General features: G+C 73.1%; 20 protein-coding genes and 1 tRNA gene. 9 read left to right on the top strand and 12 right to left on the bottom strand.

Annotated elements, in window-relative coordinates; genetic code table 11:
- Positions 1–20: 20 nt before the first annotated feature.
- Genes WMF44_RS23360 through gatC form a run of 3 tightly spaced genes read right to left on the bottom strand, consistent with a single transcriptional unit; the run spans position 21 to position 2498 of the window.
- The gene (locus WMF44_RS23360; RefSeq protein ID WP_437301318.1) at positions 21–617 is read right to left on the bottom strand and encodes a GNAT family N-acetyltransferase; all 597 of its coding nucleotides are present in this window, start codon (positions 615–617) and stop codon (positions 21–23) included.
- 16 nt (positions 618–633) lie between these two features.
- Entirely contained in the window at positions 634–2181 is a 1548-nt protein-coding gene (gatA, locus tag WMF44_RS23355) for an Asp-tRNA(Asn)/Glu-tRNA(Gln) amidotransferase subunit GatA (protein WP_437301317.1), read from the bottom strand.
- Positions 2182–2186: 5 nt separating this feature from the next.
- Complete coding sequence (gatC, locus tag WMF44_RS23350) at positions 2187–2498, bottom strand: Asp-tRNA(Asn)/Glu-tRNA(Gln) amidotransferase subunit GatC (protein ID WP_012236913.1); 312 nt, start codon at positions 2496–2498, stop codon at positions 2187–2189.
- Positions 2499–2658: 160 nt separating this feature from the next.
- On the opposite strand from gatC, the gene WMF44_RS23345 reads away from it, so the two are divergent.
- Both WMF44_RS23345 and WMF44_RS23340 read left to right on the top strand, forming a co-directional pair.
- Positions 2659–5469 (top strand): hypothetical protein, encoded by a 2811-nt coding sequence (locus WMF44_RS23345; protein ID WP_437301316.1) that lies wholly within the window; start codon positions 2659–2661, stop codon positions 5467–5469.
- Positions 5470–6018: 549 nt separating this feature from the next.
- Positions 6019–8217, top strand: coding sequence for a PEGA domain-containing protein (locus tag WMF44_RS23340; protein WP_437301315.1), 2199 nt, complete (start codon positions 6019–6021; stop codon positions 8215–8217).
- A 518-nt stretch (positions 8218–8735) separates the two neighbouring features.
- Here the strand turns inward: WMF44_RS23340 and WMF44_RS23335 are convergent.
- The 9 genes from WMF44_RS23335 to WMF44_RS23295 form a co-directional block, all read right to left on the bottom strand.
- A complete protein-coding gene (locus tag WMF44_RS23335; protein WP_437301314.1) occupies positions 8736–9725 on the bottom strand; it encodes a hypothetical protein in 990 nt (329 codons plus the stop codon).
- Positions 9722–10219 carry a hypothetical protein gene (locus tag WMF44_RS23330; protein ID WP_437301313.1) on the bottom strand — a complete coding sequence of 166 codons (498 nt, stop codon included), beginning with the start codon at positions 10217–10219 and terminating at the stop codon, positions 9722–9724. Before WMF44_RS23330 ends, WMF44_RS23335 begins: the two co-directional genes overlap by 4 nt.
- 61 nt (positions 10220–10280) lie before the next feature.
- Positions 10281–10892 carry a type IV pilin protein gene (locus WMF44_RS23325; protein ID WP_437301312.1) on the bottom strand — a complete coding sequence of 204 codons (612 nt, stop codon included), beginning with the start codon at positions 10890–10892 and terminating at the stop codon, positions 10281–10283.
- A 79-nt stretch (positions 10893–10971) separates the two neighbouring features.
- A complete protein-coding gene (locus WMF44_RS23320; protein WP_437301311.1) occupies positions 10972–11577 on the bottom strand; it encodes a type IV pilin protein in 606 nt (201 codons plus the stop codon).
- A gap of 149 nt (positions 11578–11726) precedes the next feature.
- Positions 11727–12386: a type IV pilin protein gene (locus tag WMF44_RS23315; protein WP_437301310.1), complete on the bottom strand. Its 660-nt coding sequence runs from the start codon at positions 12384–12386 to the stop codon at positions 11727–11729.
- Positions 12387–12471: 85 nt separating this feature from the next.
- Complete coding sequence (locus tag WMF44_RS23310) at positions 12472–13953, bottom strand: sigma-54-dependent transcriptional regulator (protein ID WP_437301309.1); 1482 nt, start codon at positions 13951–13953, stop codon at positions 12472–12474.
- A gap of 145 nt (positions 13954–14098) precedes the next feature.
- Positions 14099–14488, bottom strand: a complete 390-nt coding sequence (locus tag WMF44_RS23305; protein WP_437301597.1) for a hypothetical protein — start codon at positions 14486–14488, stop codon at positions 14099–14101.
- Positions 14489–14597: 109 nt separating this feature from the next.
- On the bottom strand, positions 14598–16064 hold the full coding sequence (gene rimO / locus WMF44_RS23300; RefSeq protein WP_437301308.1) for a 30S ribosomal protein S12 methylthiotransferase RimO: 1467 nt from the start codon (positions 16062–16064) through the stop codon (positions 14598–14600).
- Entirely contained in the window at positions 16061–17392 is a 1332-nt protein-coding gene (locus WMF44_RS23295) for a dihydroorotase (RefSeq protein ID WP_437301307.1), read from the bottom strand. The genes rimO and WMF44_RS23295 overlap by 4 nt, the downstream gene beginning before the upstream one ends.
- Positions 17393–17685: 293 nt before the next feature.
- Between WMF44_RS23295 and WMF44_RS23290 the strand changes: the two genes are divergently transcribed.
- From WMF44_RS23290 to WMF44_RS23260, 7 genes are all read left to right on the top strand, one after another.
- A tRNA-Leu gene (locus WMF44_RS23290) sits at positions 17686–17772 on the top strand.
- Between the two features lie 200 nt (positions 17773–17972).
- Complete coding sequence (locus WMF44_RS23285) at positions 17973–19151, top strand: hypothetical protein (RefSeq protein WP_437301306.1); 1179 nt, start codon at positions 17973–17975, stop codon at positions 19149–19151.
- A gap of 66 nt (positions 19152–19217) precedes the next feature.
- Entirely contained in the window at positions 19218–20291 is a 1074-nt protein-coding gene (locus WMF44_RS23280; RefSeq protein WP_437301305.1) for a DUF4190 domain-containing protein, read from the top strand.
- Between the two features lie 56 nt (positions 20292–20347).
- Entirely contained in the window at positions 20348–20656 is a 309-nt protein-coding gene (locus WMF44_RS23275; protein ID WP_437301304.1) for a hypothetical protein, read from the top strand.
- A gap of 78 nt (positions 20657–20734) precedes the next feature.
- Positions 20735–21787: a tetratricopeptide repeat protein gene (locus WMF44_RS23270; protein WP_437301303.1), complete on the top strand. Its 1053-nt coding sequence runs from the start codon at positions 20735–20737 to the stop codon at positions 21785–21787.
- On the top strand, positions 21787–22833 hold the full coding sequence (locus WMF44_RS23265) for a hypothetical protein (protein ID WP_437301302.1): 1047 nt from the start codon (positions 21787–21789) through the stop codon (positions 22831–22833). Before WMF44_RS23270 ends, WMF44_RS23265 begins: the two co-directional genes overlap by 1 nt.
- A 249-nt stretch (positions 22834–23082) precedes the next feature.
- A complete protein-coding gene (locus tag WMF44_RS23260) occupies positions 23083–24564 on the top strand; it encodes a serine/threonine-protein kinase (protein ID WP_437301301.1) in 1482 nt (493 codons plus the stop codon).
- Positions 24565–24640 lie beyond the last annotated feature (76 nt).

Below are 24640 nucleotides of genomic sequence, written 5' to 3'. Positions count from 1 at the left end.
CCGGCCTCGCCGCGGCGCTGTCACAACACCCGGCGCAGGACCGGGTACGGCTCGAACGCGTGCACCTCGGCGAATCCGTTCCTCGTGAACGCGGAGACCGGGCCGGTCCACAGCTCCTCGTCGCTCACCGGCTCCTTCGGGCGGCGCGGCAGGGCCTCGAGGGCGCGCGCGCCCCAGGAGGGCGCGAGCTCCACCGCGCCCGCGACGAGCGCTGTCGCGACCCCTCGCCGCCGGTGGCCCGGGTGCACGACGGCGCAGCCGATCAGGAAGACGCCGGCGCGATCGCCCGCGAAGCAAGGCAGCCCGCGGTACAGGCGTCGCTCGTACGCCTTCGCCACCGCTGCCGCGGGCGCGACCTTGAGCCACCCGACGACGTCGGGCGCCTCCGGCGCGAGCGCCACGACGCCCCGCGCCTCGTCGCTGCCCGAGGCGAGCGCCTCGGCGAACTCCCGGCGGTTCTCGCCCTGGCCGTCCGAGCACCGCGCGAGCCACTCGTTGTTGGTGCCGCCGAAGTGGTAGTACCGGCAGTAGCAGGGCGTGCCGGCGGCCTCGAAGAGCGCCTCGAGCCCCGGGAGGTGCTCGGGGCCGGCCGCCGCCACGGTGATCGCGGAGCTCATCGGCGCGCTCCGCTCGTCATGCGATCGACGCGCGCAGCCCGCGCACCGGGGAGATCTGCTCCCACGCGTAGGCCGCCTGGCAGAGCCGCGCCTCCTCCAGCGCAGGGCCGATGAGCTGCAGGCCGACAGGCAGCGGAGGCCCGCCGTCCGGCGCCTGCGCTGTCGCGCACGGGACGCTGATCGCGGGCAGCCCGGCCATGCTGGCGGGCAGCGTGTAGACGTCGGCCAGGTACATCGACAGCGGATCGTCCACCCGCTCCCCCAGCCGGAACGCGACCGTCGGCGAGACAGGCGCCGCGATGAGGTCCACCTCGCGGAAGGCCTCGTCGAAGTCGCGCCGGATCAGCGTCCTGACCTTCTGCGCGCGCAGGTAATACGCGTCGTAGTAGCCCGCGGACAGCACGTACGTGCCGAGCAGGATCCGGCGCTTCACCTCCCGGCCGAACCCCTCGCCGCGCGTCCGGCCGTAGAGGCCCTGGAGGTCCGCCTTCCCGCCGCGGTCGCCCTCCACGCGCAGCCCGAAGCGCACCCCATCGAAGCGCGCCAGGTTGGACGACGCCTCGGCCGTCGCGACGATGTAGTAGGCCGCCACGGCGTACCGCGTGTGCGGCAGGCGCACGGGCTTGATCTCGCAGCCGAGCCCGCGCAGGCCCTCGATGGCCTCCCGCACCTTCGCCTCGACCCGCGCGTCGATGCCCTTCGCGAAGTACTCCTCGGGCACCCCGATGCGCAGCCCCGCGACGTCGCGGCCGCACGCGGCCTCGCAGGCGCCCACCGGGGCATCGAGGCTCGTCGCGTCGCGCGGATCGCGGCCCGAGATCACCTCGAGCAGGCGCGCCGCGCCCTTCACGTCCTGCGCGAACGGCCCGATCTGGTCGAGGCTCGAGGCGAACGCGATGAGGCCGTAGCGAGAGACGCGGCCGTACGTCGGCTTGATGCCGACGACGCCGGTGAGGCTCGCCGGCTGGCGGATGGAGCCGCCCGTGTCCGACCCGAGCGAGCCGGGCGTCATCCCCGCCGCCACCGCGACCGCGCTTCCGCCGGACGAGCCGCCGGGGATGCGCGACGGGTCCCACGGGTTCTTCACCGGGCCGAAGGCGCTGTTCTCGTTCGACGAGCCCATCGCGAACTCGTCCATGTTGCACTTGCCCGGCAGGATCGCGCCGGCCTCGCGCAGGCGGGCGACGACCGTCGCGTCGAACTGCGGGCGGAAGCCGCGCGCCGGGTCGAGCGCCTTGGACGCGCCGTCCCCGCCCGCCGCCGCCCGCGTGAGGATCTTCGAGCCGGCGGTCGTCGGGGCGCCCTCGGTGCAGAGCGCGTCCTTGAGGCCGATCGGCACGCCGGCGAGCGGGCCGAGCGCCTCGCCCCGCGCGCGCCGCGCGTCGAGCGCGCGCGCCGCCGCGACGGCCTGCTCCCCCTGCACGGTGAGGAAGGCGCCCAGCGCGCCGTCGCGCTGCTCGATGCGCGAGAGCGCGGCCCTGGCCACCTCCTCGGCGCTCACCTCGCCGCGCTGCACGAGCGCCGCGAGCTCCGGGATGGATCGATCGAGGATCGCTGTGTCCATCGGCGTCACCCCTCGTCCACGAACGCCGGAACGGCGAACCCGTCGTCCTCGACCCGCGGCGCCTCCCGCAGGGCCACCTCGCGCGGCAGGCTCGGCGCCTCCTCGTCGGCGCGGAGCGGCAGCCGCTCGATCTGCACGTGCGCCGTCGGCGGCACCGCCGAGACGTCGAGCTCCTCGAGCTGCCGGACGTAGCTGAGGATGTTGCCGAGATCACCGGTGAGGCGCTCGATTTCCTCGGCGGAGAGGTCGAGGTGGGCGAGGCGCGCTATCGTCAGCGCCTCGTCGCGGCGGAGAGGGGGCGAGTCAGCGTTCGACATGGGCGCGCCCGATGTAGCACCGCCGGTTCCGCGGACGCCAGCGCCGCGCGCCCCCGAGCCTGGCCGCGGTACAAAAACGGTGATAACGGCTGCCGCGCGCGCGTCCGGTCGTCCTCGATCGCCCGGGCAGGAGCCCCGCCCCTCCGCGCGTTGTCCGCGAATGCAGTCCCCGAAAACGCCCTCCCTGCGCCGCGAGCGCATCGGCCTCCTCGTCCTCTGCGCGTCCGCGGCCGTGGCGATGTCGCCCGCCGTCGGAGGAGGCGCCCGCGACCGCTCGACCGCGCTCGCCACGGAGCTCGCGGAGCGGGGCGTCGCCGCGGCGGCCGGCGACGTGGTGTGGGTGGATCCGCCGCGCGGGGGCCTCCGCCCGTTCGGCGTCGCCGCGCGCGCGGTCGTGCGCGGCGCGCGCGGCGTGCGCGCCGGCGGCGAGCGCGGGGAGCCCACCGATCTGTACCTCGTCGACGCGCGGCTCTCGCCGGAGGGCGTCCTGCTCGACGTCTCGGCGATCCACAACCTCACCGAGACGAGCGGCGCGGACGAGTCGAAGCCCGTGCTCCGCGGCGAGGCCCTCGCCTACGTCTCGCGCCCGCTGATCGAGGCCGCTTCGCCCACGGTGCACGTGCTCGAGCTGGACGGGCAAGCGCTCTCCGGCGGCGCGGAGTGGTCGCTCGTCGAGCGGCTCCAGCACGCCGTCACCAGCTGGCAGGCGACAGGCCGGCTGCGCGGGATCGGCCGGCGGACCTTCGCGATCGACCTCGCCCGGAGCGAGGAGAGCGGCGCCGAGGATCCACATGCCGAGGACCCGGGCGCCGAGGAGCCGCGGAGCCGCCGCGGCCCGGACGCGAGCGACGTCGCCGTCGCGCTGGAGGACGACAGCGCCGTCGTCGTCCGCGCGGGCAGCCGCGAGGCCCGCCTGCCGGTGCGCGGCGTGGACGACGCGGCGCTGCCCGCGTGGATCCGCGCCGAGGCGTCCGAGGTCGCGCGGCCGGGGAACCTCGTCACCTGGGCGGTCGACCGCGTGCGCCTCGTGATCGGCGACGCCGCGATGCAGACGGTCAAGGCCGTGGCGTTCACGGCGCTCGATTTCGTCCTCCGCAACAAGGAGGCGGTGACGGGCGACACAGGCGCGGAGGACATCGCCTCGGACCTCGGCCAGAGCGAGCTGGATCGGCCCGTCCGCCAGATCCCGATCGATCCCGAGATCGGCTGGCCGCCGGCGCGGCTCGATCCCTGGGTGACGCCGCCGCTGCCGGGCGAGGGGCAGTGGAACCCGCAGGGCGGCGACGCCTTCGTGCGCCAGCTCGACGGGCTCCCGCCGGCGTTCATGACCACGTTCCTCCGGACGGACCGCTCGCGCAAGGCGACGCGCGTCTACATCGCGCTCTGGGACCCGCGCCAGGTGGAGCTCCACATGATGGCGGGCACGGTGGAGCCCAAGGGCGCGACGGGCGAGGCCGGGCCGGGGCTCATCCCGCGCACGCCCGAGGTCATGAAGCGCGTCGTCGCCGCGTCGAACGCCGGCTTCCAGGCGATGCACGGCGAGTTCGGCATGATGGCCGACGGGGTGATGTACCTGCCGCCGAAGCCCTACGCCGCGACGGTGGCCGTCCGGCGCGACGGCAGCACCGTCTTCGGGAGCTGGTCGGAGGACGAGACCGTCCCCGAATGGATGCTGTCGTTCCGCCAGAACATGACGGTCATGGTCGAGGACGAGAAATGGAATCCCTTCGGCCGGACGTGGTGGGGAGGCACGCCGCCCGGGTGGGCCGACAAGACGCACACGGTCAGGACCGGCATCTGCCTGACCCGGGAGCGCTTCGTCGCCTATTTCTATGGCGCCGACGTGAGCCCCGAGGCCCTGGCCCAGGCGATGATCCAGGCCCGCTGCTCCTACGGGATCGCGCTCGACATGAACGCGGGCCACAGCGGGCTCGAGTTCTATCGTGTGGCGCCGAGCGGCGAGCTGCCGCCGCTCGGGCGCCCGCTCCAGGGGGAATGGGAGACCGAGGGCGACGTCTCGGGGCTCTCGGGCTACCGGTTCCGCGGCCGCCGGCTCATCCGCGGCATGGGCCTGATGAACTTCCCCCGCTATATCCGGCGGGAGGCGCGCGATTTCTTCTACATGACGCTGCGGCACCTGTTGCCGGGGCCGCCCTTGGCGCCCCGCGCGGCGCCGGCCGTGGCGGGGGAGGGCGCCTGGCGCACCCAGGGGCTCCCGCAGCACGGCTTCCCCTATGCGCTCGCGATCACCGAGATCCGCCCCGATCCCGCGCGGCCCGACGTCCGGCTGCGGGTGCTCAAGGTCGACCCGCGGACCGTCGCGGCCGCGCCGCTGGGCGAGCCCGGGGCGTCCCCGCCGGCAGGGGCGGGAGCGACCGTGGCGGTCTTCAGCGACGGCGCCGCGGCGCCCGGCGCGGGGCAGGGCGAGGGGTCGAGCATCTGGCACTCGGCTGGGTCCTTCTCCGCCTCGCCGACCTCCCCGGTGCGCGGCGCGGTCCGGATCGCGACGGGGGCGCTCGGCAGCGCGAGGGCCGTGGCCGCGCTGGGCGTCAACGACGAGGATGGGATGCTGATCTACGTCGAGCGGGCCGGGGCCGGGCCGTCCAGCGCACCGGCCCCCGCGCTGGCGCCGGACGCATCGGCGCCGCCCCCGGCGCCCGTCGACCCGCACCCGCGCGACGCCAGGCTGCTCCAGGATTTCCTGGCGGGGCTCGGCTGCTCCTCGCGGATCTACCTGCCTCGGCCGCTCTCGGTGGCCCTCGGCGGCGATACCGATCTCGCCGGCGCCGCCGTCCATCCGCCGTCAGGCCCGCGCGCCGTCCGGCTCACGCGCGCCGAGGCGCCTGGCGCCGGCCGGATGTTCGAATCCACACCGATCGTTCCGCACAGCGTCTGGTACCCGCTGCAGCAGAAGCGCGTTCGGTACTTCAAAAAGCCGAAGAAAGAGGAAACGGCGGGCGGCGATCACTGAGCGTGACGGCGCCCCCGGCCCTTCTCTGACGTGCAGTAGGCGCTTGTGCGCTGGCGGCCCGACGGACTAATACACGTCGGCCGGTGAAGCGATTGCGATCCTTCGGAGCTTGCGACATCTCGGCGCGGATCTGCGTGGGCTCGCCGGGCGGGGGCGCGCACGCGATGTGCGGGTGGTGGATCGCGCGCAGCGTCGCGTCGCGGAGCGCAGCGGACGTCGCGCGCGCAGCGGACGGCGCGCGCGTCGCGCGCCGCATCGCTGGCGGTGGAGCGCTGGATCCGCGCGAGATCGCGGCGCGCGCGGCGCCTCGCTGCCGCCGAGATCCTCCCGATGGCGCTCGCGAAGTCACCGGACCAGCGGTACGCTGCAGCGGATCAGCGGATTTTAGCGCGCTCCGAGCTCGCCCGCGACGAGCGCTTGTGCATCGAGCTCACGCTCGTCGCGCGGAGCATGCGCGAGCGTTTCCGTTCCCGTTTTCGTTCCCGTTTCCGTTTCCGTTTCAGGGACGCCGCGGCGAACGGCGCCGCATATCCTGAGGAGTTCTCGAACATGGCGGACAACAAGGGCGGCAGCGATCTGGACGTATTCGAGGGGCTCGCGAAGAAGAAGTCGCCCGCCACGAGCACCGCCCTCGTACCTCCCTCGCCGCCTGCGCGTTCGCGCACCCTCGTCGGCGCGGCGGTGCCGCCGCCGCCGAACCATGCGGCGACGCTCCCCAGCGGCGTGCCGTCTCCGCTTCCGCCGCCCGTGGCACCGAAGGGGGCCGGCCCGTCGTCGTTCCCGCCGCCCGTGCCGTCGAAGGGGGCCGGCCCGTCGTCGCTCCCGCCGCCCGTGCCGTCGAAGGGGACGAGCACGGTGTCGCTCCCGCCGCCCGTGCCGCCGAAGGGGGCCGGTCCGGTGTCGCTCCCGCCGCCGTCGCTCCCGCCGCCGTCGCTTCCGCCGCCGTCGCTCCCGCCGCCGGCCGTGACGCAGAAGGGGACCGGTCCGGCGTCGCTCCCGCCGCCCCTGTCGGCGAAGGGGACGAGCCCGGGGTCGCTTCCGCCGCCGATGCCTCCTTCGGTCAAGACGGGCTCCCTGCCGTCCGTGGTGCCGCCTCGGTCGCGCCAGCCGTCCCTGCCCGCGATCAGCGCCCCGGCCCTGCCGTCGAAGAGCCCGCTGCCGCCGGCGCCGGCCGGCGGGGCCTCGGGCGCGCTGCCTCCGGTGGTCCCTCCGCCGGTGCGCCTGCCGTCGGTGAAGCCGCCGCAGAAGGCGGGTGACGACGCGAAGCCTCGCTCGGTCAAGGGCACCGCGGTCGACATGAACTGGGACGACGACGAGGAGTCGACCCACGTCTACGACAAGCAGGGGAACGACTACAATCCTGGGCGCTCGAGCGCGCTGCCGGCGGCGGGCTCGCCGGCGATCCCGAAGGCGGCCGCGGCGCTCGTCGCGAGCTCCGGCGGCGCGGCGTCGGCCTCGCGGGTGCGCACCCCCGTCCCGGCGCCGCCGCCGATCCCGAGCGCCCCGCCCGCGCCGGCGATGCCGCCGGACCTCGGGCTCCGCGCGCTGTCGCGCAAGGACGAGCCGACGGAGATCCGCCCGCGCCACGTGGTGCAGCAGGGCGCCGGCAAGGCGGGCGTGCTCCTCGGCGGGCTCGCGCTGGTCGCCGTGCTCATCCTGGCGGTTGTCATGCTGGTGCCGAAGAAGGGCGCGCTCACGATCGACCTGAAGACCCCGGGCGGCGGCGCCGTCGACCGGGCCGAGATCTTCCTCGACGGCCAGAAGCGCTGCGACACCGTGCCTTGCGTCGTGCGCGATCTCGAGCCCGGCTCCAAGGTGGTCAAGATCCTCGCCCCCGACTTCCCGCCGCGCGACGCCGTCGAGATCGTCGAGGGCGGCAAGGAGAAGGTCGTCGTGATCACGCTCGACGCGGCCGGCGCCGAGCGGTCTTCCACCGGCGCGTCGACCACGACCGGCGTGAAGGCGTCGGGCGCGCCCGGCGTGAAGGTCTTCATCGACGGCGAGGAGAAGGGCGCGCTCCCCGTCGAGGTCAGCGTGCCGCCGGGGGAGCACAAGATCCGCTTCGACGGCGGCGAGCGCTTCGAGCCCCTGGAGCAGACGGTGGAGGTCGGCCAGGGCCAGATGAAGGACCTCGGCGCGGTCGCGCTCAAGGTGCTGAAGGGGCAGGTGACGCTGGAGCTCGCCACGTCGGGCGCCTCGGTCAAGCTGGTGAGCGCCAAGGGCACGGAGAAGAAGCTGCCCGATTCGGCCTGGAAGAAGCCGCCAGTCAAGGTGGATGTCACCGTGTCCGAGCGCTGGAAGATCGTGGCGACGAAGAGGGGGCACCAGGACTTCTCTCAGCCGATCTCGTTCGAGGACGGGCAGGCCGAGAAGACGATCCGGATCGCGCTCGACGAGGCGCGCAGGTCCGAGCCGGCCGCCGCCGCGCCCGCGCCCGCGCCCGCGCCTGCTCCGGAGCCGGCAGCGCCGAGGTCGGAGCCCGTGGCCGCCGCGCCGAAGGCGGAAGCGCCGGCGGACGCGCCGGAGCCCGCGGCAGCTGCCGGCGGTGCGACGCTGAACATCAACTCGATCCCGGTCTCGAAGGTGGTCCTCGACGGGCGGCCGCTGGGGAGCACGCCCAAGGTGGGCGTCAGCGTCTCCGCGGGGTCGCACACGGTGATGTTCATCCATCCGGATCTCGGGAAGAAGTCGGTCACCGTCACGGTGAAGGCAGGCGAGACCAAGACCGCGGCCGTCAAGTTCGAATGAACACCTAGACGCCAGGGACGCCTGGAGAGCCGCCAGGAACACCTGAGGACCCGCCAGGGACACCAGAAGAGCCGCCTGGAACGCCAAGGCCAGCTGCTCGGGACGCCGGGAGAGCCGCCAGGGACACCAGAAAAGCCGCCTGGAACGCCAAGGTCAGCTGCTCGGGACGCCGGGAGAGCCGCCAGGGACACCAGAAGAGCCGCCTGGAACGCCAAGGTCAGCTGCTCGGGACGCCGGGAGAGCCGCCAGGGACACCACGAGAGCCGCCAGGGACACCACGAGAGCCGCCAGGGACACCAGAAAAGCTGCCTGGAACGCCAAGGTCAGCTGCTCGGGACGCCGGGAGAGCCGCCAGGGACGTCACGAGAGCCGCCAGGGACACCCGGACGAGCTGCCAGCGAGCCCGGGCGCTGCCGGGCGCTGGACTTGCTGGCGCTGGCGGTTCACTCGGCCCGCTCCGGGGACGTCTGGGCGTGGCGCCGGCGTCCGGCGCGCGCCGCTTCAGCGCCCGAGGCAGCTCACCGCTCGCCGTCGACCCGCTCCGCCCAGGCCCGCCAGGTGGTCGCGCAGCGCGGCTCGTCCGCGTGCGCGCCGCCGGCGCAGTACGCCGGGTCGCGCGGGGGGCCCAGCACGAGGATCGCGGTGTTGCTGACGAACGGCAGATCGCGCCGCCAGAGCTCGCGGAACCCGTCGAGGCGCCGGCGGTACTTCTCTGCGTCGCGCGCGTCGAGGAGCTTGTCGAGCTGCGCGCGGATCTTCTGCTTGAGCTCCTCGTCGTCGGTGACGGCGAGCGTGCGCTGGAGGAACCGGATCTGCGCCTCCCGCTCGCCGGCGCGCCCCAGGATCCCCGCGCCGCCGAGCGCCTGCCAGGTGATGCTCGCGTCGCCGCCGCCGAGCTCCGCGGCGCGCGCGAGCATCCGGGCCCCCTCGAGGCGCCACTGTGCCTTCTCCTTCGGATCGGTCAGGTACGAGGCCGGCGCGATGAAGGAGACGAACTGGCCGAGCGCGAGCCAGAGCTCGCCGTCGAGAGGGCGGTTCTGGACCCCACGCTCCATGATCTGCCGCGCTTTGATGACCTCGTGGCGCGATGTCTCGCTCGTCTGGAACGTGATGAGCGCGTCCGCGAACAGGTACGGCTCGCGGAAGGTTGGATCGAGCGCGTTGATGGCGTCGAGCAGCAGGGTGAGGTTCTCGAACCGGCGCCGCTCCATGGTGTGCATGCCCTGCGAGACGAGCACGTGCGACCAGAGCAGATCGGCCAGCGCGGCGCGGTAGCCGAGCGACAGGGTGACCACCTCGTCCGGCGGCGGCAGGACGTACACGTCAGAGGTCTCCGCGACCCGTTGCTCCAGGTCCGTGGCGGGCGCGCGCACGCTCCCGATGGCGACGGCGGCGGCGGCCGAGAGCGCGACCGTGACGAGCGGGTCGCGCGCGCCTGCGAGGTGGGCGAAGAGCGAGCGGGCAGCCGGAGGGTTCTCGGTGCCGGGCGCCGGACGGGCCCCCATCATTCCACCTCGCGGTCCACGAACATGCCCGGCAGCACGCGGGCCGGCTCCCCGGGGATCCGCACGCCGCGCACCTCGAACGTGGACAGCACGCCGTCGCCGTCGAGGTCGCCGTGCGCGGTCGCGGTGAAGCGCATGGCCTTCGACGCGTCGAGCTCGCTCGTAAACTGGAAGGAGAACGCGTGGGGCCCCTCGAAGCGGAAGTCGAGCGACCGCCACGTGAGGTGCTCCCACGACTCCGGCGGATCGACCGCGCGCACGCCGCGCGGCACCTGGGCCGGGGTCAGCGGGGCGGACGGGGGGAAGCTGATCTCCTGCGGCCGCGACTCGGCGTAGGCCACCGCGCTCGTCACCAGCCGATCGAGCCCCTCGATGGGCTCGCTCAGCTTGGAAGCGCTGAGGTTTCGGAAGAACGCGGGGACGGCGACGGCGAGGACGCTGCCGCCGACCGCGAAGGCCGCGCTGAGCTCCAGCGCGCTCCAGGAGCGCCAGGTCATGGCCCTTCTCTACCTCACCTCCGCGTGGTCGAACAAGCGCCGCCGAGGCGCGTGGCCCGCGTCACTCCGGGTCGTTGTTCACGTAGATCGCGGAGTTCGTCGCGATGTGGCCGTCGCGCACCGCGCCCGTCCGGACGATCGTGCACCGCTGCGCGTCGCCGTCCAGGTCCCCGATCGCGCCTGCCTCGAACCCATCGGGCCCAGGGAGGGGGGCGCCGGGCAGTCCTTGGCTGATATAGTCGTCGCCGACCTGGTACGAGTACTGAAAGTAGATGGGATGGTTGATCGAGAAGCCGAGGCACTGCCAGCCGGCAAGCGTTGAACCCGAGTTGAAGTCGGCGCCGAGCGCATTGCTCGGCTGGTACTTTCTCCCCCGCACGGAGGCGAAGAGGGACGGGACCGGCGTCGCCGAGGTGCAGAGGAGGTGAGTGTTCGCCGAGGTGACGCCCGTGGTCGGCAGGATCTGCGCGATGTCGCGCTCTCGCTCGTACTGGGTGATCGCGGTGCGGGTGATAACGCCGACGATCTGCTTGGCTTCCGCGATCTTCGCCGTGGCGAGATAGCTGCGCACGCCGACGATCGCGAGGGCGGCGAGCACGCCGACGATCGCGATCACGATCATGAGCTCGATGAGGGTGAAGCCTCGTCCACGGATCGCCATCGTGCTCGACATAACACGCCTTCTCCGCTCGCAGACGACGCCGGTGGACGAGGGCTGCCCGACTCATGAGAGCCGGGCAGCCGGGGATATCTCATTCGTACTCGTTGTTGATGAAGATCTGCGTGGCCAAGATCACCTCGCCGTCGCTGATGACGCCGGCGCGTGCGAAGCCGCTGAACGCGGTAGTGTCGCCGTCGATGTCGCCGATCGCGCTCGCCTCGAAGCCCGCGGCGCCGACCGCGGGCGCGCCGGTAAGGGCGGCGTGGGTTCTGTTCCCATCACGGACATAGTGGTAGGAATAGTAGATAGGCTGCGACATCGTGAACTTGAGGCACGGCCAACCCGTGACCGAGTCCCCGACAGTGAAGTCCGCCGCCGGATCTGGCTGGTACTTCGTGCCCTCAGGGATGCCCGCCGGAACCGCGGCGGTCGCCGAGTTGCAGAGCTCGTGGCTCGCGGCCGCCGACGTGCCGCCAGCGGTCAGGATCTCCGAGGCGGAAGTCTCCCGCTCGTAGGCGGCGACGGCGCCGCGGGCGATCGCACCCACGGTGTTCTTGGCCTCCGAGGTCTTCGCGCTCGCGAGGTACCGGCGCACGCCGTAGATCGCCAGCGCGGCGAGGACGCCGATGATGGCGACGACGATCATGAGCTCGACGAGCGTGAAGCCTCTCCTGTCGTATCGCTTGATTGCACGCATGGGTGTCGATCCTCCGTGATGCTTTCTTTAATTGGATGCTTTGCCGAGACTGACCATGATGTCGCCTGGTGCGGGCTCGGCCGGCCCGCAGCGCGAAAACCTCTCCCACGGACAGGCGCTCTCCGCGCCGCGCCGTGGCGAACCTTCCTCTACTCCGTGTCGTTCTCCCAGTAGATCGACGGCATCGTGGATGCCGTCAGGAGCAATGCCAGCGTTCCATCCCCGTCCCGATCGCCGGCCGCCTGGACGACATACCAGGGCCCGCTGGGCGCAAACTGCGGATCCAGCAGCGGCGACATCGGCAAACCTGCCCACGTGTACGTCGTGCCGGTGTTCTGATCGAGCCCGCCGGTCTCGCCCGCCACGGTCGCGTACCCGAACCGGACCGCGCCGTCCGTCGTCACGTTGAGCATCCGCCAGTTCGCGAAATCGCCGTGGCTCGGGTTGCTCCACGCGGTCTTGTGATCGCCGAGCGTTGTCGAGGGATACCAGTTGCTGAGCGTGCTGGAGACACTCAGGTACGTGAGCATCTCGGCCTTGTAGGACTCCTGCGCGCCGCGGATGCCCTGAATGACCGCCTTCGGCTCGGCGATGCCCGCCGCGTTCATGTACCTGCGGTATCCGACCATGGCGAGCGCCGCCAGGACACCCACCATCGCGACGACGACGAGGAGCTCGACGAGCGTGAACGCTCGGCTCGCTGCGCTTCGCTGTCGCCGCCTGCTCCGCATCCGCCCTGACGCTCCAGCAGGTGACGTGCCAAGGAGCGCGCGGCGCGGCGCCGTCTTCGAGTTGCGCGAGAAGCTCATGAGTTGCCTCGGTTTTCCTTGAGGTGACGAGGGCAGGGGGCCGAATGTGCGGGGTTGTGTTCTTTTGCGGCGGTGACGAAAATCGTCACTGCAGGGCGCCCGGCGGTGACGATTCTCGTCGGGATCCTCCCTCCGGCTCGTCGTCTCCCTCCCCATCGGCCGCAAGGGCGTGCTTGGCGAGGCGGTAGCGCAGCGACCGGAACGAGACGCCGAGCAGCTTCGCGGCCGCCTTGCGGACGCCGCCGGTGCGCTCGAGCGCCTGGAGGATGAGCCGGCGCTCGAGCTCGCCGATCACCTCGTCGAGCGCGCACCCCTCGGGCGGGAGCTGCGCGAGCAGCGGCGCCGGGCTCGCGCTGAGGCCGGCGACGGCGGTCGGGAGGTCGCCGAGGCCGATCGTGGGCCCTCCGGCGAGCGCCACCGCGCGCTCCATCATGTTCTCGAGCTCGCGCACGTTGCCCGGGAAGCCGTAGGTGTCGAGCGCGCGCACCGCGTCCGTCGTCAGGCCGCGGACGTCCTTGCCGAGCTCGGCGGCGAAGCGGCGGAGGAAGCGCTCGGCGAGCCGCGAGATGTCCCCGGGGCGCTCGCGCAGCGGCGGCAGCTCGATGCGGATGACGTTCAGCCGATAATAGAGATCCTGACGGAACCGGCCCTGGCGGACCTCGGCCTCCACGTCGCGGTTGGTCGCGGCCAGGACCCGGACGTCCACCGCGATCTCCGCGGCGGCGCCGACCGGGCGGACCTTCCGCTCCTGGAGCACGCGGAGGAGCTTCACCTGAAGCGCGGCCGGCAGCTCCCCGATCTCGTCGAGGAGCAGCGTCCCGCCGTCCGCCTCCCGGAACAGGCCCATCGAGCGCGCGCCGGCGCCCGTGAACGAGCCCTTCTCGTGGCCGAACAGCTCGCTCTCCATGAGCGCCTCCGGGAGCGCCCCGCAGTTGACGACAAGGAACGGCCTGGCCGCGCGATCGCTCTGGTCGTGGATCGCGCGGGCGACCCGCTCCTTGCCGGTCCCGCTCTCGCCCGTGAGCAGCACGGTGGTGCGCGTCGGCGCGATCTTGGCGATCAGCTCGGCGATCCGCTGCATCGCGGCGCTCGTGCCGAGCGGCTCGCGCGACGGGAGATCGAGCCGCTCGAGCTGCGCGCGCAGCCGCTGGTTCTCCGCGACGATCGAGCTCTTCTCGAGCGCCTTCGCGGCGAGCGCGGTGAGCTCCGCCGGCGAGAACGGCTTGGTCACGAAGTCGTACGCGCCGTGGCGCATCGCGTCGAGCGCGCTCTCCACCGTGGAGTGCGCGGTCATCACGATCACCTCGGTCGCGCTGCTCCGCGCCTTCGCGGCCGCGAGCACCTCGATCCCCGAGCCGTCGGGCATCACGAGGTCGGTGAGGACGAGCGGGAACGGCTGCGGGTTCTGGCGGATGGCCTCGATGGCGGCGCGCGCTCCGGGCGCGACAACGACCTCGTAGCCCTGGCGGCGGAAGGCAATGTGGAGCACCTGGCGGAGGCCCGGCTCGTCATCGACGACCAGCACCCGGGTGGCGTTCTGCGGGATGCTCGGTGGGATCGACGCCATCACGCCAACAACCTATCACGATGCTCCGCTCACGCGTCGAGAGCGGCCATCGGGCGCGGCGCGCCGCGTCGTCGTCACGTCACCGTGTCGTCGCGTCACCGCGTCGCGACCATCCCACTTCGGCGCATGGGGCTTCGTCGCGCGCTCAGGGGCAGGCGTTCACGACGCCGAGCGGTGTGCGCTCCTCGACGACAAACGATTGCGCCTCGCTCTCCTCGCCTCCGTTGCCCTCCAGCTCCTGCCATACGAGCAGGGTGTCGCAGAGCTGGGCCTCGATCTCGAGGAGGTAACGGCCGTTCCCGTCGGTGTCGTCCTCGATCACGCCCCGCTGCGTCCGCTCGTTGAAGAGGCTGACCCGCGCGCCAGGGCTGCAGTTGCCCGCGATCTGCCACACCCCCTCGCGATCGGCGGCGGGCCGCATCGTGTCGGCTGGCTCGGGCGGGGGGAGCGGCAGCGTCGGGCTCAGGCACGCCGCACCGGCGAGCAGCGAGATCGCGAAGGCGACGGCGAGGTGAAGCGCAGCGCGGCGGAGCATCGGCACGGCACGGCGTCATAGCACACCACGTGCCGCGCCCCCTCCGCCGCGGAGCGCCCTGACGCAGCGGGATTTTCAGCGATCGCGCCGCGACCCGATCGCCGGACCGTCAATTCTGTTGGCGCTCGCGTCCATCGGTTTGCAGCACGCGCAGGGCGACGCGCCGCTTCGCCGTGACGGCGCCGAGATCCGCGGCCGGGGGGAGCCCGGCGCCGCGCCCGCTCTCCTCGTCGTCGAGCAGCTCGCCGACGAGATCGTAGTCGCTCGCCTGCGTGATCCGGACGCGGCACATCTCTCCGGGGCGGACCTCGCCGCCGGAGAGGTAGACCTGTCCGTCGATCTCGGGCGCCTGACCGGCGTGGCGGCCCATGAGCACGTACTCGTGCTCGTCGCTCGTGCCCTCGACGAGCACGTCGAGCTCGCGGCCGATCATGGCGGCGCTCTTCTTGTGCGAGATGCGGCGCTGCAGCGTCATGAGGCGGCGGTAGCGGCTCGCGGCCGTGCGCGCGGGGACCTTGCCCTCGAGCTCGTGGCTGCGGCTCGCCTCCTCGTCGGAGTAGCGGAACACGCCGACGCGCTCGAACTCGGCCCAGCGCACGAAGTCGCAGAGCTCCTCGAACTCGGCGTCGGTCTCGCCGGGGTGGCCGACGATGAACGCGGTGCGGAACGTGAGGTCGGGGACGCGCTCGCGCAGCGTGGAGACGACCCGGCGGAGGCGATCGCCGCCGTGGCCGCGCCGCATCCGCCGCAGCATCGCGTCGGCGGCGTGCTGGAGCGGCATGTCGACGTAGGGCACGACCCGCGGGTGGCCGGCGAGCAGCTCGACGAGGTCGTCGGTCATCGTCTCGGGGTACAGGTAGAAGAGCCGCACCCAGCGCACGCCGGGCACGTCGGCGACCCGCTCGACGAGCTGCGCGAGCGTCGCGCGCGCGCCGCCCTCGGCGCGGCCCGCCGCGTCGCGGCCGTAGGCGATCGTGTCCTGCGAGATGAGGTTGATCTCGCGGACGCCCGCCGCCGCGAGCTGCTCCACCTCGCGCACCACGTCCGGGATGGGCCGGGAGCGCTGCGCGCCGCGCAGGTCCGGGATCACGCAGAACGAGCAGGTGCGGTTGCAGCCCTCGGCGATCTTGACGTAAGCGCTGCCGCCGGGGGTCGAGAGGGTGCGCGGATCGCCGGCGTGGATCAGCCACTCGGCGGGGTTGCCGACGAGCATCCGCTCCGCGTCGCCCGCGAGCACCCGGCCGAGCTTGAGCATGTCGCTCGACCCGAGGAAGTGATCGACCTCGGGCATCTCGCGGGCGAGCTCCTCGGGGTGGCGCTGCGACAGGCAGCCGGCCACGACCAGGCGCTTGCAGCTGCCGTGCTCCTTGTGCTGCGCCATCTCGAAGATGGCGTCGATCGACTCCTTCTTCGCGTCGCCGATGAAGCCGCAGGTGTTGACGACGATGACCTCGGCCTCGGCGGCGTCGTCGACGTGCGCGTAGCCGGCCGCGCGGGCGACGCCGAGCATCACCTCGGAGTCGACGCGGTTCTTGGGGCAGCCGAGGCTGACGAAATGGACCTTGCGTGAGCTCATGTCGCCGCTCCCTCGCCGTCGACGAAGACGACCCGCCCCGAGGCGAGCGTCATCTTGACGCGGCCCGTGAGCTGCCGGCCGAGGAACGGCGTGTTCTTGCTCTTCGAGCGGAGGCGCGCCGGGTCGAGCACGAAGCTCAGGTTCGGATCCACGAGGCAGAGCTCGGCGCGGGCGCCGGCCTTGATCGTGGGCGCCTCGAGCCGCGCGATGCGGGCGGGGGCGCGGGTGAGGGCGTCGACGAGCCGCCCGAGGGGGAGGGCGCCCTGCCGGACGAGGTCGAGCAGGACCGGGACGACGAGCTCGAGGCCGATGAGGCCGGGCGACGCCTCGGCGAACTCGCAGTCCTTCTCGAGCGTGGAGTGCGGCGCGTGGTCGGTCGCGACGGCGTCGATGGTGCCGTCCGCGAGCGCCTCGCGGAGCGCGTCGACGTCCGCCTGCTCACGGAGGGGCGGGTTGACCTTGCACGCCGTGTCGTAGCCGAGCACGGCGGCGTCGGTGAGCGTCAGGTGGTGCGGCGTCACCTCGGCGGTCACGGCGATGCCGCGGGCCTTCGCCTCGCGGAGGATGCGGACCGCCCCGAGCGACGAGATGTGCGCGACGTGGTAGCGCGCGCCGGTGGCCTCGGCGAGCAGCACGTCGCGCGCGACGATGATGTCCTCGGCCACGCGCGGCCAGCCCCGGAGGCCGAGCCGCGTCGAGATCGCCCCCTCGTGCATCTGCGCCCCGTCGGTGAGCGCGTGGTCCTCGGCGTGCTGGATGATCGTGAGATCGAAGGTCTTCGCGTACTCGAGCGCGCGGCGCATGACGGAGCTCGACGTGACGCAGCGGCCGTCGTCGGAGACCGCCACGGCGCCGGCGTCCTTGAGGTCGGCCATCTCGGTGAGCTCCGTGCCCTTCTGGCCCATCGTGATCGCGCCGATGGGGTGGAGCGCGGGCCCCCCGATCGCGCGGGCTCGCGCGATCATGGCCTCGGTGATGGAGCGGGTGTCGTTGACGGGCCGCGTGTTCGGCATCGCGCACACGTGGGCGAAGCCGCCGGCCGCCGCGGCCGCCAGGCCGGAGGCGATGTCTTCCTTGTACTCCTGCCCGGGCTCGCGGAGGTGGGCGTGGAGATCGACGAACGCGGGGAGGAGCAGGAGCCCATCGCTTTGGATGAGCTCGGCCCGGTCGGCGCGGCGCAGCTCGTCGGTCGCTGCGCCGCGTCCCGCCCGGGTGATGACGCCGTCTTCCACGACGACATCGATCACGTCGTCGAGCTGTTGTGCCGGGTCGACGGCGCGCACGCCGACGAAGAGAAGGAGGGGAGGAGGTGAGCCGATGGCCGCCATGGGAGCGCGCTCCCCTAGCACAGGCGCTCCTCGCCGTGCACCGGTGCGGCGTCGGCGGGGGAACCAAAGCGGCGAAGTACCCACCACAACGCGGCAAGGAGACCGCGCCAGGGTCAGCGGGGAAGAGCCGGGCGTAGCGGACGCAACGGACGCAACGGACGCAACGGATGCAACGGACGCAACGGACGTGACGGACGTGACGGACGGAACCGCAGGCGGAAGAAAAACGCTCGGGGCGTGATACAGCGCTTGACGGAACGCGAGGGGGTGAGGTAGTGATGCCGTCCCCGCTCGCGAAGCTGGCGGAATTGGCAGACGCGCTGGATTCAGGTTCCAGTGGGGTAACTCCCGTGGAGGTTCAAGTCCTCTGCTTCGCACCAGGCGCTCTTCTTATCCTGCTTCCCTAGCCACGACTCTTGCCAAGGTCGTGGCTCTGTCCTTGCTCGCCGTCTCCAGCAGTTCCTGTGATCGCCGCTCCTCCCCTCCAGCGGGAGGAGCCGCGAGTGCTGCCCCTGCTCCGAGCGCCTCGGAGGCGGTCCTCGCAGCCGCCGCTGCGTCGAGCGCCCCGACCGAGCCCGCCGTGGCCACTGCGCCGGCCGAGCCCGAGCTGCCGCGCGGGACCGGCGTCCAGGAGTTCGTGCCCATCGGCTCCCTCGAAGGGTGCAAGACGAAGTCGGGTGATATCGCGACCTACATCCTGCGCGAGGGGATGGGGATCGCCGGGCGCGCCGACGGCTCGTTCGGGGCCGTGTGGCTCGTGGACCTCAAGGGAGGGGACGCGCAGATCGCGTTCGCCGGCTTCGATAGCGAGGCCCGGCAGGTCGCCCGCGCGAGGGCGATCACGAGCACGCGGGACGCAGGGCTCCGGATCTTCTCCTCGGGCGACGAATGGGCGGTCACGTGGTTCGACGCGGAGGGGCTCGCGTACGCGCGGCCCCGCTGGGAGACGAACCCGCCGGTCGAGATCCAGCGCGTCGGCGCGATCGGGAGGGAGGTCAGCGACCATGTGGCCCTCGCGCCCGCTCCAGGTGGCGCCCTGGTGGCAGCGGCGCCCTTCGGACCGGACCGCCAGCGCCTGGGGGTGTTCCAGTTCGCGCCGGTGGACCCGGCGCAGCCGCAGCTGAAGGCGGTCGGCGTCACGCGAAGCGCCAAGAAGCCGCGCTGGCCGACGGTCGCTGCCGACGCGTCCGGTGGCTACCTCGTCGCCTGGCAGGACGAGGAGGACGGGAGCATCCGGGCCTCGCGGTTCGACGCCGCGGGCAGGGAAGGGAATGCCCACGTCGTTGCGAAGCGACAGAGCGGCGACCGGCCGGCTGGCGCCGCTCAGGAGACACCGGACAGGGATCAGCGGCTCGGCCTTGTGGCCACGGGCAGCGCCGGCGCGCTGCTGGTCTGGAGCGAGGGAGCCACCTTGATCGCCCGCGCGCTGGACACGGAGGCGCGGCCGCGCGGAGCGCCGTGGGTCGTTGGCAAGGGCAAGTGGCGCGCGCTCGCGCCGAGCGGCGACGGGGCCCTCGTGGCGTGGGTCGGCCACGATGGCAAGGTGGAGGGGCAAACCCTCCTCGTGAAGCTGGCCGCCGACGGAGCGCCCTCTGCTCGAGGGATCCGGGTGTCGGATGGGGTGTTTCCCGTAAAGGATTCTCCCAGCGTGGCGCTCGCCGGTGAGCGGGTGGGCGTCGCATGGACGGAGCCCATGAGCACCGGTGTGAGCACGAAGCGCGCAGTCTTGCGTGTGCTCGAGCGCACCTGCATCCCCTGAGCGCTCACGCGACGAGAGGGCCCGTGCGGCGGGCGTAGCGCGGCCTCCGGCGCTAGGATGAAGAGCGTGAGCCACGCATTCGGCCCGACTCAGCCACCGCCGAACCGCGATGCGAACGAGCCGCCTCCAGCGCCCAGGGACGCGCAGACGGGCGCCCTGCTCTGCGAAGGCGAGGCGGCTGGAGTGCCGCCCTGCGACTCGGTCGCGGCCCGCGGGCGCGCCGCGCTCGCGCCGGCAGCAGCGCAGCCGAGCCGCGCGCAGGCGGCGCGGCTGATCATCCAGGATCCCTACCACACGCCGCCGCCCCCGCCGGAGCGACGGCAGCTCTCCACGCTGGCCGTGAGCTCGCTCGTCGCGGCGCTGTTCGGGCCGCTCGGGGCGATCGCCGCGATCGCCTTCGGCTGGGCGGCTCGCCGCGAGATCGAGCAGGACCCGGCCGTGCGCAGGGGGTACGCGCTCGCCAGCGTCGGGCTCGCGCTCGGCGTCCTGCTCACGCTCTGCTGGAGCTCCGCGATCGGCTTCGGCGTGTGGATGTGGAGCACCCATCACGGCGGAGAGACGGCCTCCGCCCTCCCGGAGGGGGAGGCCTCGCCGGAGCCGGCGAGCACGGCGTCGCCATCGATGCCGCTGCCGGAGGCGCGTCCTCCGGCGGTGCAGCCGAGCGGCAGCGTCCCTCAGCACACGACCCACCGGCGCATCGGCGGGGTCTCCATCGTCGATATCGGCGTCGATGTGTCCGTGCTCAGCGAGGAGCTCGCCAAGCAGCGCGCGGAGGCATATGCCCAGGGCGAGAAGGTCCTCGTGATGACGACGAGCGATCCCTGCGAGCCGTGCCGCGGGGTCGACCGCTCGCTCGGCGATCCGCTGATGCAGACGGCCCTCCGGAGCGTGCGGCTCGTGCGCGTGGACATCGATCTCTTCAAGGAAGATCTCGATCAGATCAAGGTGCCGCGGCGGCTGTATCCGGGCTTCTTCCTGCTCTCGCCGGATCTTTCCCCGCAGGACGGCATCAACGGCGGCGAGTGGGACGACGACATCGCGCGCAACATCGCGCCCGTGCTGGGGGCGTTCGTGCGGGGCCAGTACACGACCCGCCGGCAGCCGTGGAACCCGCTGCCCGGCTCGGGCATGCGGCTCTGAGCCGGGTCGCGCGCGGCGGCGAGCCCCTCGCGCGCCGGACAGGGTAAGCTCGGGCTGTGAAGCGCTTCGGCCAGCTCGCCCTCTTCGCCCTCTGCGTCGCGTTCAGCGTCTCGGCGGTCTACAACGTCGTCTCCGACAACGCCGACGTCGAACGGAGGGCCGCGCTCGTCGCGTGCGGCGAGGACGGCGCCGCGAGCGCGCCGGAGCCGCGCCGCGCGAGCGAGGGCTGCAGAGCGCAGATGACGCGGCTGGAACGGACGCCGTTCGGCCAGACCTTCGAGTTCACCACGGCGAAGCGCGCCGTGGGCGTCAGGTGCGAGCGGGCGTTCGTGTTCGTCGGCGAGTACAGCTGCAAGCTCAGGTGATCGCCGCGGCGGCGGCCTTCACCCCGCCCTCCGCAAGACGCCGTTATCCGCGCGGAAGTTACGCTATGGTGGGCGGCCGTGACGAGCCACACAGCGCGCTTGCCTCGCTCGATCGGCCCCGAGGCCGGGCGCATCGTCGTGTGCTTCGCCTCCGCGGTCGCAGCCGCCGCGGCGGTCGCCCACGGCGCGCCGCCGGCGCTGGCGGCGCAGGCGCCCCCGCCGGAGCCGCTCCGCGCGCCTGTGGTCGCGCCCGCCGCCCCGCCCGCGCAGCCGCCGCAGGGCGGCGGACCGAGCGCACCGGCCCCGCCGCCGCTCTCGCGAGACGAGGAGGAGAAGCGGCTCCGCATCGAGCGAGCGACGGCGCTGCACGACGAGGCGCAGCGGCGCTACCAGCACGGCGAGTACCGCGCGGCCATCGCGAAGCTGGAGGCCGCCGTGGCGCTCGATCCCGAGGGCAAAGAGCTCATCTACAACCTGGCGATGATCCACGAGCGGCTGGGCGAGATCGACGAGGCCGAGCGCTACTACCGCCGCTACCTCGACATGGAGGCGCTCCCGAAGGCGCGTGAGGAGGTGCGCGCGGTCCTCAAGCGGCTCAAGGGCGCGAAGCGAGAGCTCGCCAGCGCGAAGCCGCCGCCGTCCTCGCCCGCGGAGGCCGCCTCGGTCTCGACGGCGCTGCCGTATTTGCCGCGCCATCCCGTCGCGGTCGGCAGCGCGACGCCGCGCGCGACCTGGCTCGGCGTCAGCGGGGGAATCGCCGCAGGGTCGCTCGTGGTCGGCGGCGTCTTCGCCGCGCTCGCCGTGGCGCGGGATCCCGGCGCCGGCGAGCGCACCGGGGCCGGCGTCTCCATCGCCGACCTGCGGGCCGACGCGAGCGCCGCTCACCGGTGCGCCGTCGCCGCGGATGTCGCCTTTCTGGTCGCCGGGCTCTCCGGGGCAGCGGCGCTCTACCTGTACCTGTCTCCCGAGGCCCCCGCGGCGAGCCCGGCCGCTCGCGGGGCCTCGGCCGTCGGCGCGCGTGCGCTGACGCCGGGGCAGGATCGCCGTCTCCCGCGCGGCGCCGGCGCAGGGGCGCAGGGGATCCGCCTGTCGCTGGGCGCCGAGGGGGCCCGGCTTTGGGTGCGGTTCTGATGCGCCCCAGCGCCGCGCGGCGCAGGCTGCTCCGCGGGCTCGCCGCGCTCGTGTCGCTCGGCGCCGGGTGCCAGGTCCTCGTCGACGGCACGCTGGGCCCGGTGCGCTGCACGGACGAGGGCGCGCTCGGGCCGCCGGCGTGCCCCGAGGGCGCCGTCTGCAGGGACGGCGCCTGCGCCGAGCGGCCGCTGGAACGCGCGCTGGGCGCGCGCTGCGCGCGGCACGAGGACTGCGGAGCGCTCGATTTCTGCCTCGATCCCGCGCTGTTCGACGTCGAAGGGCCGGGCGTATGCTCGCGCGCCTGCTGCAGCTCGAGCGACTGCGATCCTGCCCGGGATGCGGTCTGCTGGATCCCCGACGGCGGAGGGAGCGGCCTCTGTCGCGTCGGCCGGGAGGTCGGCCGGCCCGACGTGGGCGCGCGGCTCTCCGGCGCGCCTTGCGCCGCGCCCGGCGACTGCCGATCTGGCATCTGCGACGACGGCGCCTGCGTTGACGCCTGCTGCTCCGACACCAGCTGCGCCGCGAACGGGGCGGCGTGCCGGCTCACGACGGGCCTCGTCTCGTCCGGTCCGGCCTGGGCGTGCCAGGCCGCCGCCCTGGGTGATGGAGGCTACTTCGAGCCGTGCGCCCGGGACGAGGACTGCGCGTCCGGGCTCTGCGCCGAGGTTGAAGGGAGCGAGGTTGAAGGGAGCGAGGTTGACGGGCGCGGCCGCTGCACCATCCCGTGCTGTGGCTCGGAGATGTGCCCGGACGCGCCCGGCGACATGGGGCAGCGCGTCGGCTGCGCTGAGCTCGCGATCGACGGACGCTCGACCGTCCGCGCGTGCATCACGCTGCTGTCCGGGGACAGCTTCGCGGCCACCGGCGTTCCGTGCTCCACGTCCGAGGACTGTCGGAGTGGCATGTGCATCAAGGATCCTGAACAAACGCAGCGATTCTGTAGCGACGTCTGCTGCAGCGATGCGTCCTGCGGCGACGCCGCGTTCTTCGGCTGCCACCCGCGAGCGACAGGCGAGTCGTGGGCCTTGCGATGCGAGCCCAAGTAACGGACGATCCCCCCCATCGCGGTGGTAGTTCGTGCAGCTGACGGCCAGTTCCCAGCCAGCGCTCCCGGGTCGCCCGGCGAGCCCAGCAGGGCCATGGGGCTGATTTGCCCGCGCTGTCACCACCTCGGGGCCGTCGCGCTGGAGGGGAGGGGCTCGTCCAGCCAGCTTCCGTCTCCCACAGGCGAGCGCGGTTCCCAGGACGGCCAGAGCGCGAGGCTGCCTCGTTGCCCCCACGACGGGCTGGCCCTCGTGAGCCGCGAGGTGCTCGGCGAGGCCGACGGAGATCCGCTCCTGGGGATCACGATCGCGGATCGGTTCGTGATCGTGGGCAAGCTCGGCGCCGGCTCGATGGGCACGGTGTACCGCGCGCGCCAGGAGGCGATGGGCCGCGACGTGGCCATCAAGATACTGCGGTCGGACAGGGCCTTCGACGCGCAGGCGAAGGCGCGCTTCACCCGCGAAGCGCGCGCGATGAGCCTCCTCCGGTCGCCGCACACGGTCACCGTGTTCGATTTCGGCGAGATCGTGGACGACGCGACGGACGCGGCCTTCGGCCGCGGTCGCTCCGCGGAGCAGAGCTCGCCCGTGGAGGGGACGACGTCGAGCCGCGGCTCCCTCTACCTCGCGATGGAGCTGCTCGAGGGCGAGTCGCTCGGTCAGCGGCTCAAGCGCCTGCGGCGGCTGCGCCTGGGCGACGCCGCCCGCTTCGCGCGGCACGCGCTCCTGTCGCTGGCCGAGGCGCACGACAAGGGGATCATCCACAGGGATCTCAAGCCGGACAACCTGTTCCTGGCCAGGCCCCCCGCGGGCGAGCACGAGGAGATCGGCAAGGTGCTCGATTTCGGCATCGCGAAGGTGATGACCGGGACAGAGCGGCCGGTCGACGCCCTCGAGACCCAGGCAGGCACCGTCTTCGGGACGCCGCGGTACATGTCGCCGGAACAGGCGCAGGGCAGGCCGCTCGACGCGCGGAGCGACCTCTACTCGCTCGGCGTCCTGCTCTACCAGATGCTGGTCGGGAGGCCGCCGTTCATCGACGACGATGCGGTCGTCGTGATGGCGAGGCACATCAAGTCGTCGCCCGTGCCGGCGAGCGAGGCCGCGCCGGACGCCAGGATACCGCCGTCGCTCTCGCAGCTCCTGCAGCGCGCCCTGGCCAAGCGGCCCGAGGATCGGCCGCGGAGCGCCCTGGAGTTCATCGCCGAGCTCGATCGCGCGATGGACGAGGCCAGGCCGAGCCTCGACCGCGAGCGCCTCGGCCCGGCTCAGCCCGCCGAGGTCGGCGCCACGAGCGAGCTGCTCGCGGTCGTGGGCGACGGCGAAGGCGCCGCGCAGGCGCCGAGCACGCTGCGTTCCGCGCCACGGAGGCGCACCTCGCGCGTGGCCGTCGGCGCCGGCGCCTTGTGCCTGATCGTGACGGCGCTCGCCGTGCGCGAGCTCCGCCGGCCTGCGGACGGCGGCGCGCGCAGCCTTCAGAAAGGGGTCGCGCTGGAAGCGAGGGCACTCGCGAGCGCGATCTCGCGCGCCGACCCGCTGCCGGCGGCGCCGATCGCGCCGGCGCCGCCCGCCGCGACGACGGCGCCGGCGCCGCCGCCCGCCGCGCCGACCGCGCCAGCGCCGCCGCCCGCGGGTGTCGCCAGCGCGGCGCCAGCGCCCACGGGCGTACCCTCGGCGTCGATACCAAGGCGAAAGCCAGCGCAGCCGCGCAAGCCGTATGTGAAATTCGACTGATGACGGCACGCGCGCGGCGCCGCTGCGCAAGGTCGACGTCGGCCCCTGAAGGCCGGCTCTTCCATGGAGTCCCGTC

Source organism: Sorangium sp. So ce426, from assembly GCF_051475585.1.
GTDB classification, from domain to species: domain Bacteria; phylum Myxococcota_A; class Polyangia; order Polyangiales; family Polyangiaceae; genus Sorangium; species Sorangium cellulosum_B.
The sequence above is the reverse complement of the archived record's forward strand: the minus strand, read 5'-3'. Positions and strand labels throughout refer to the sequence as shown.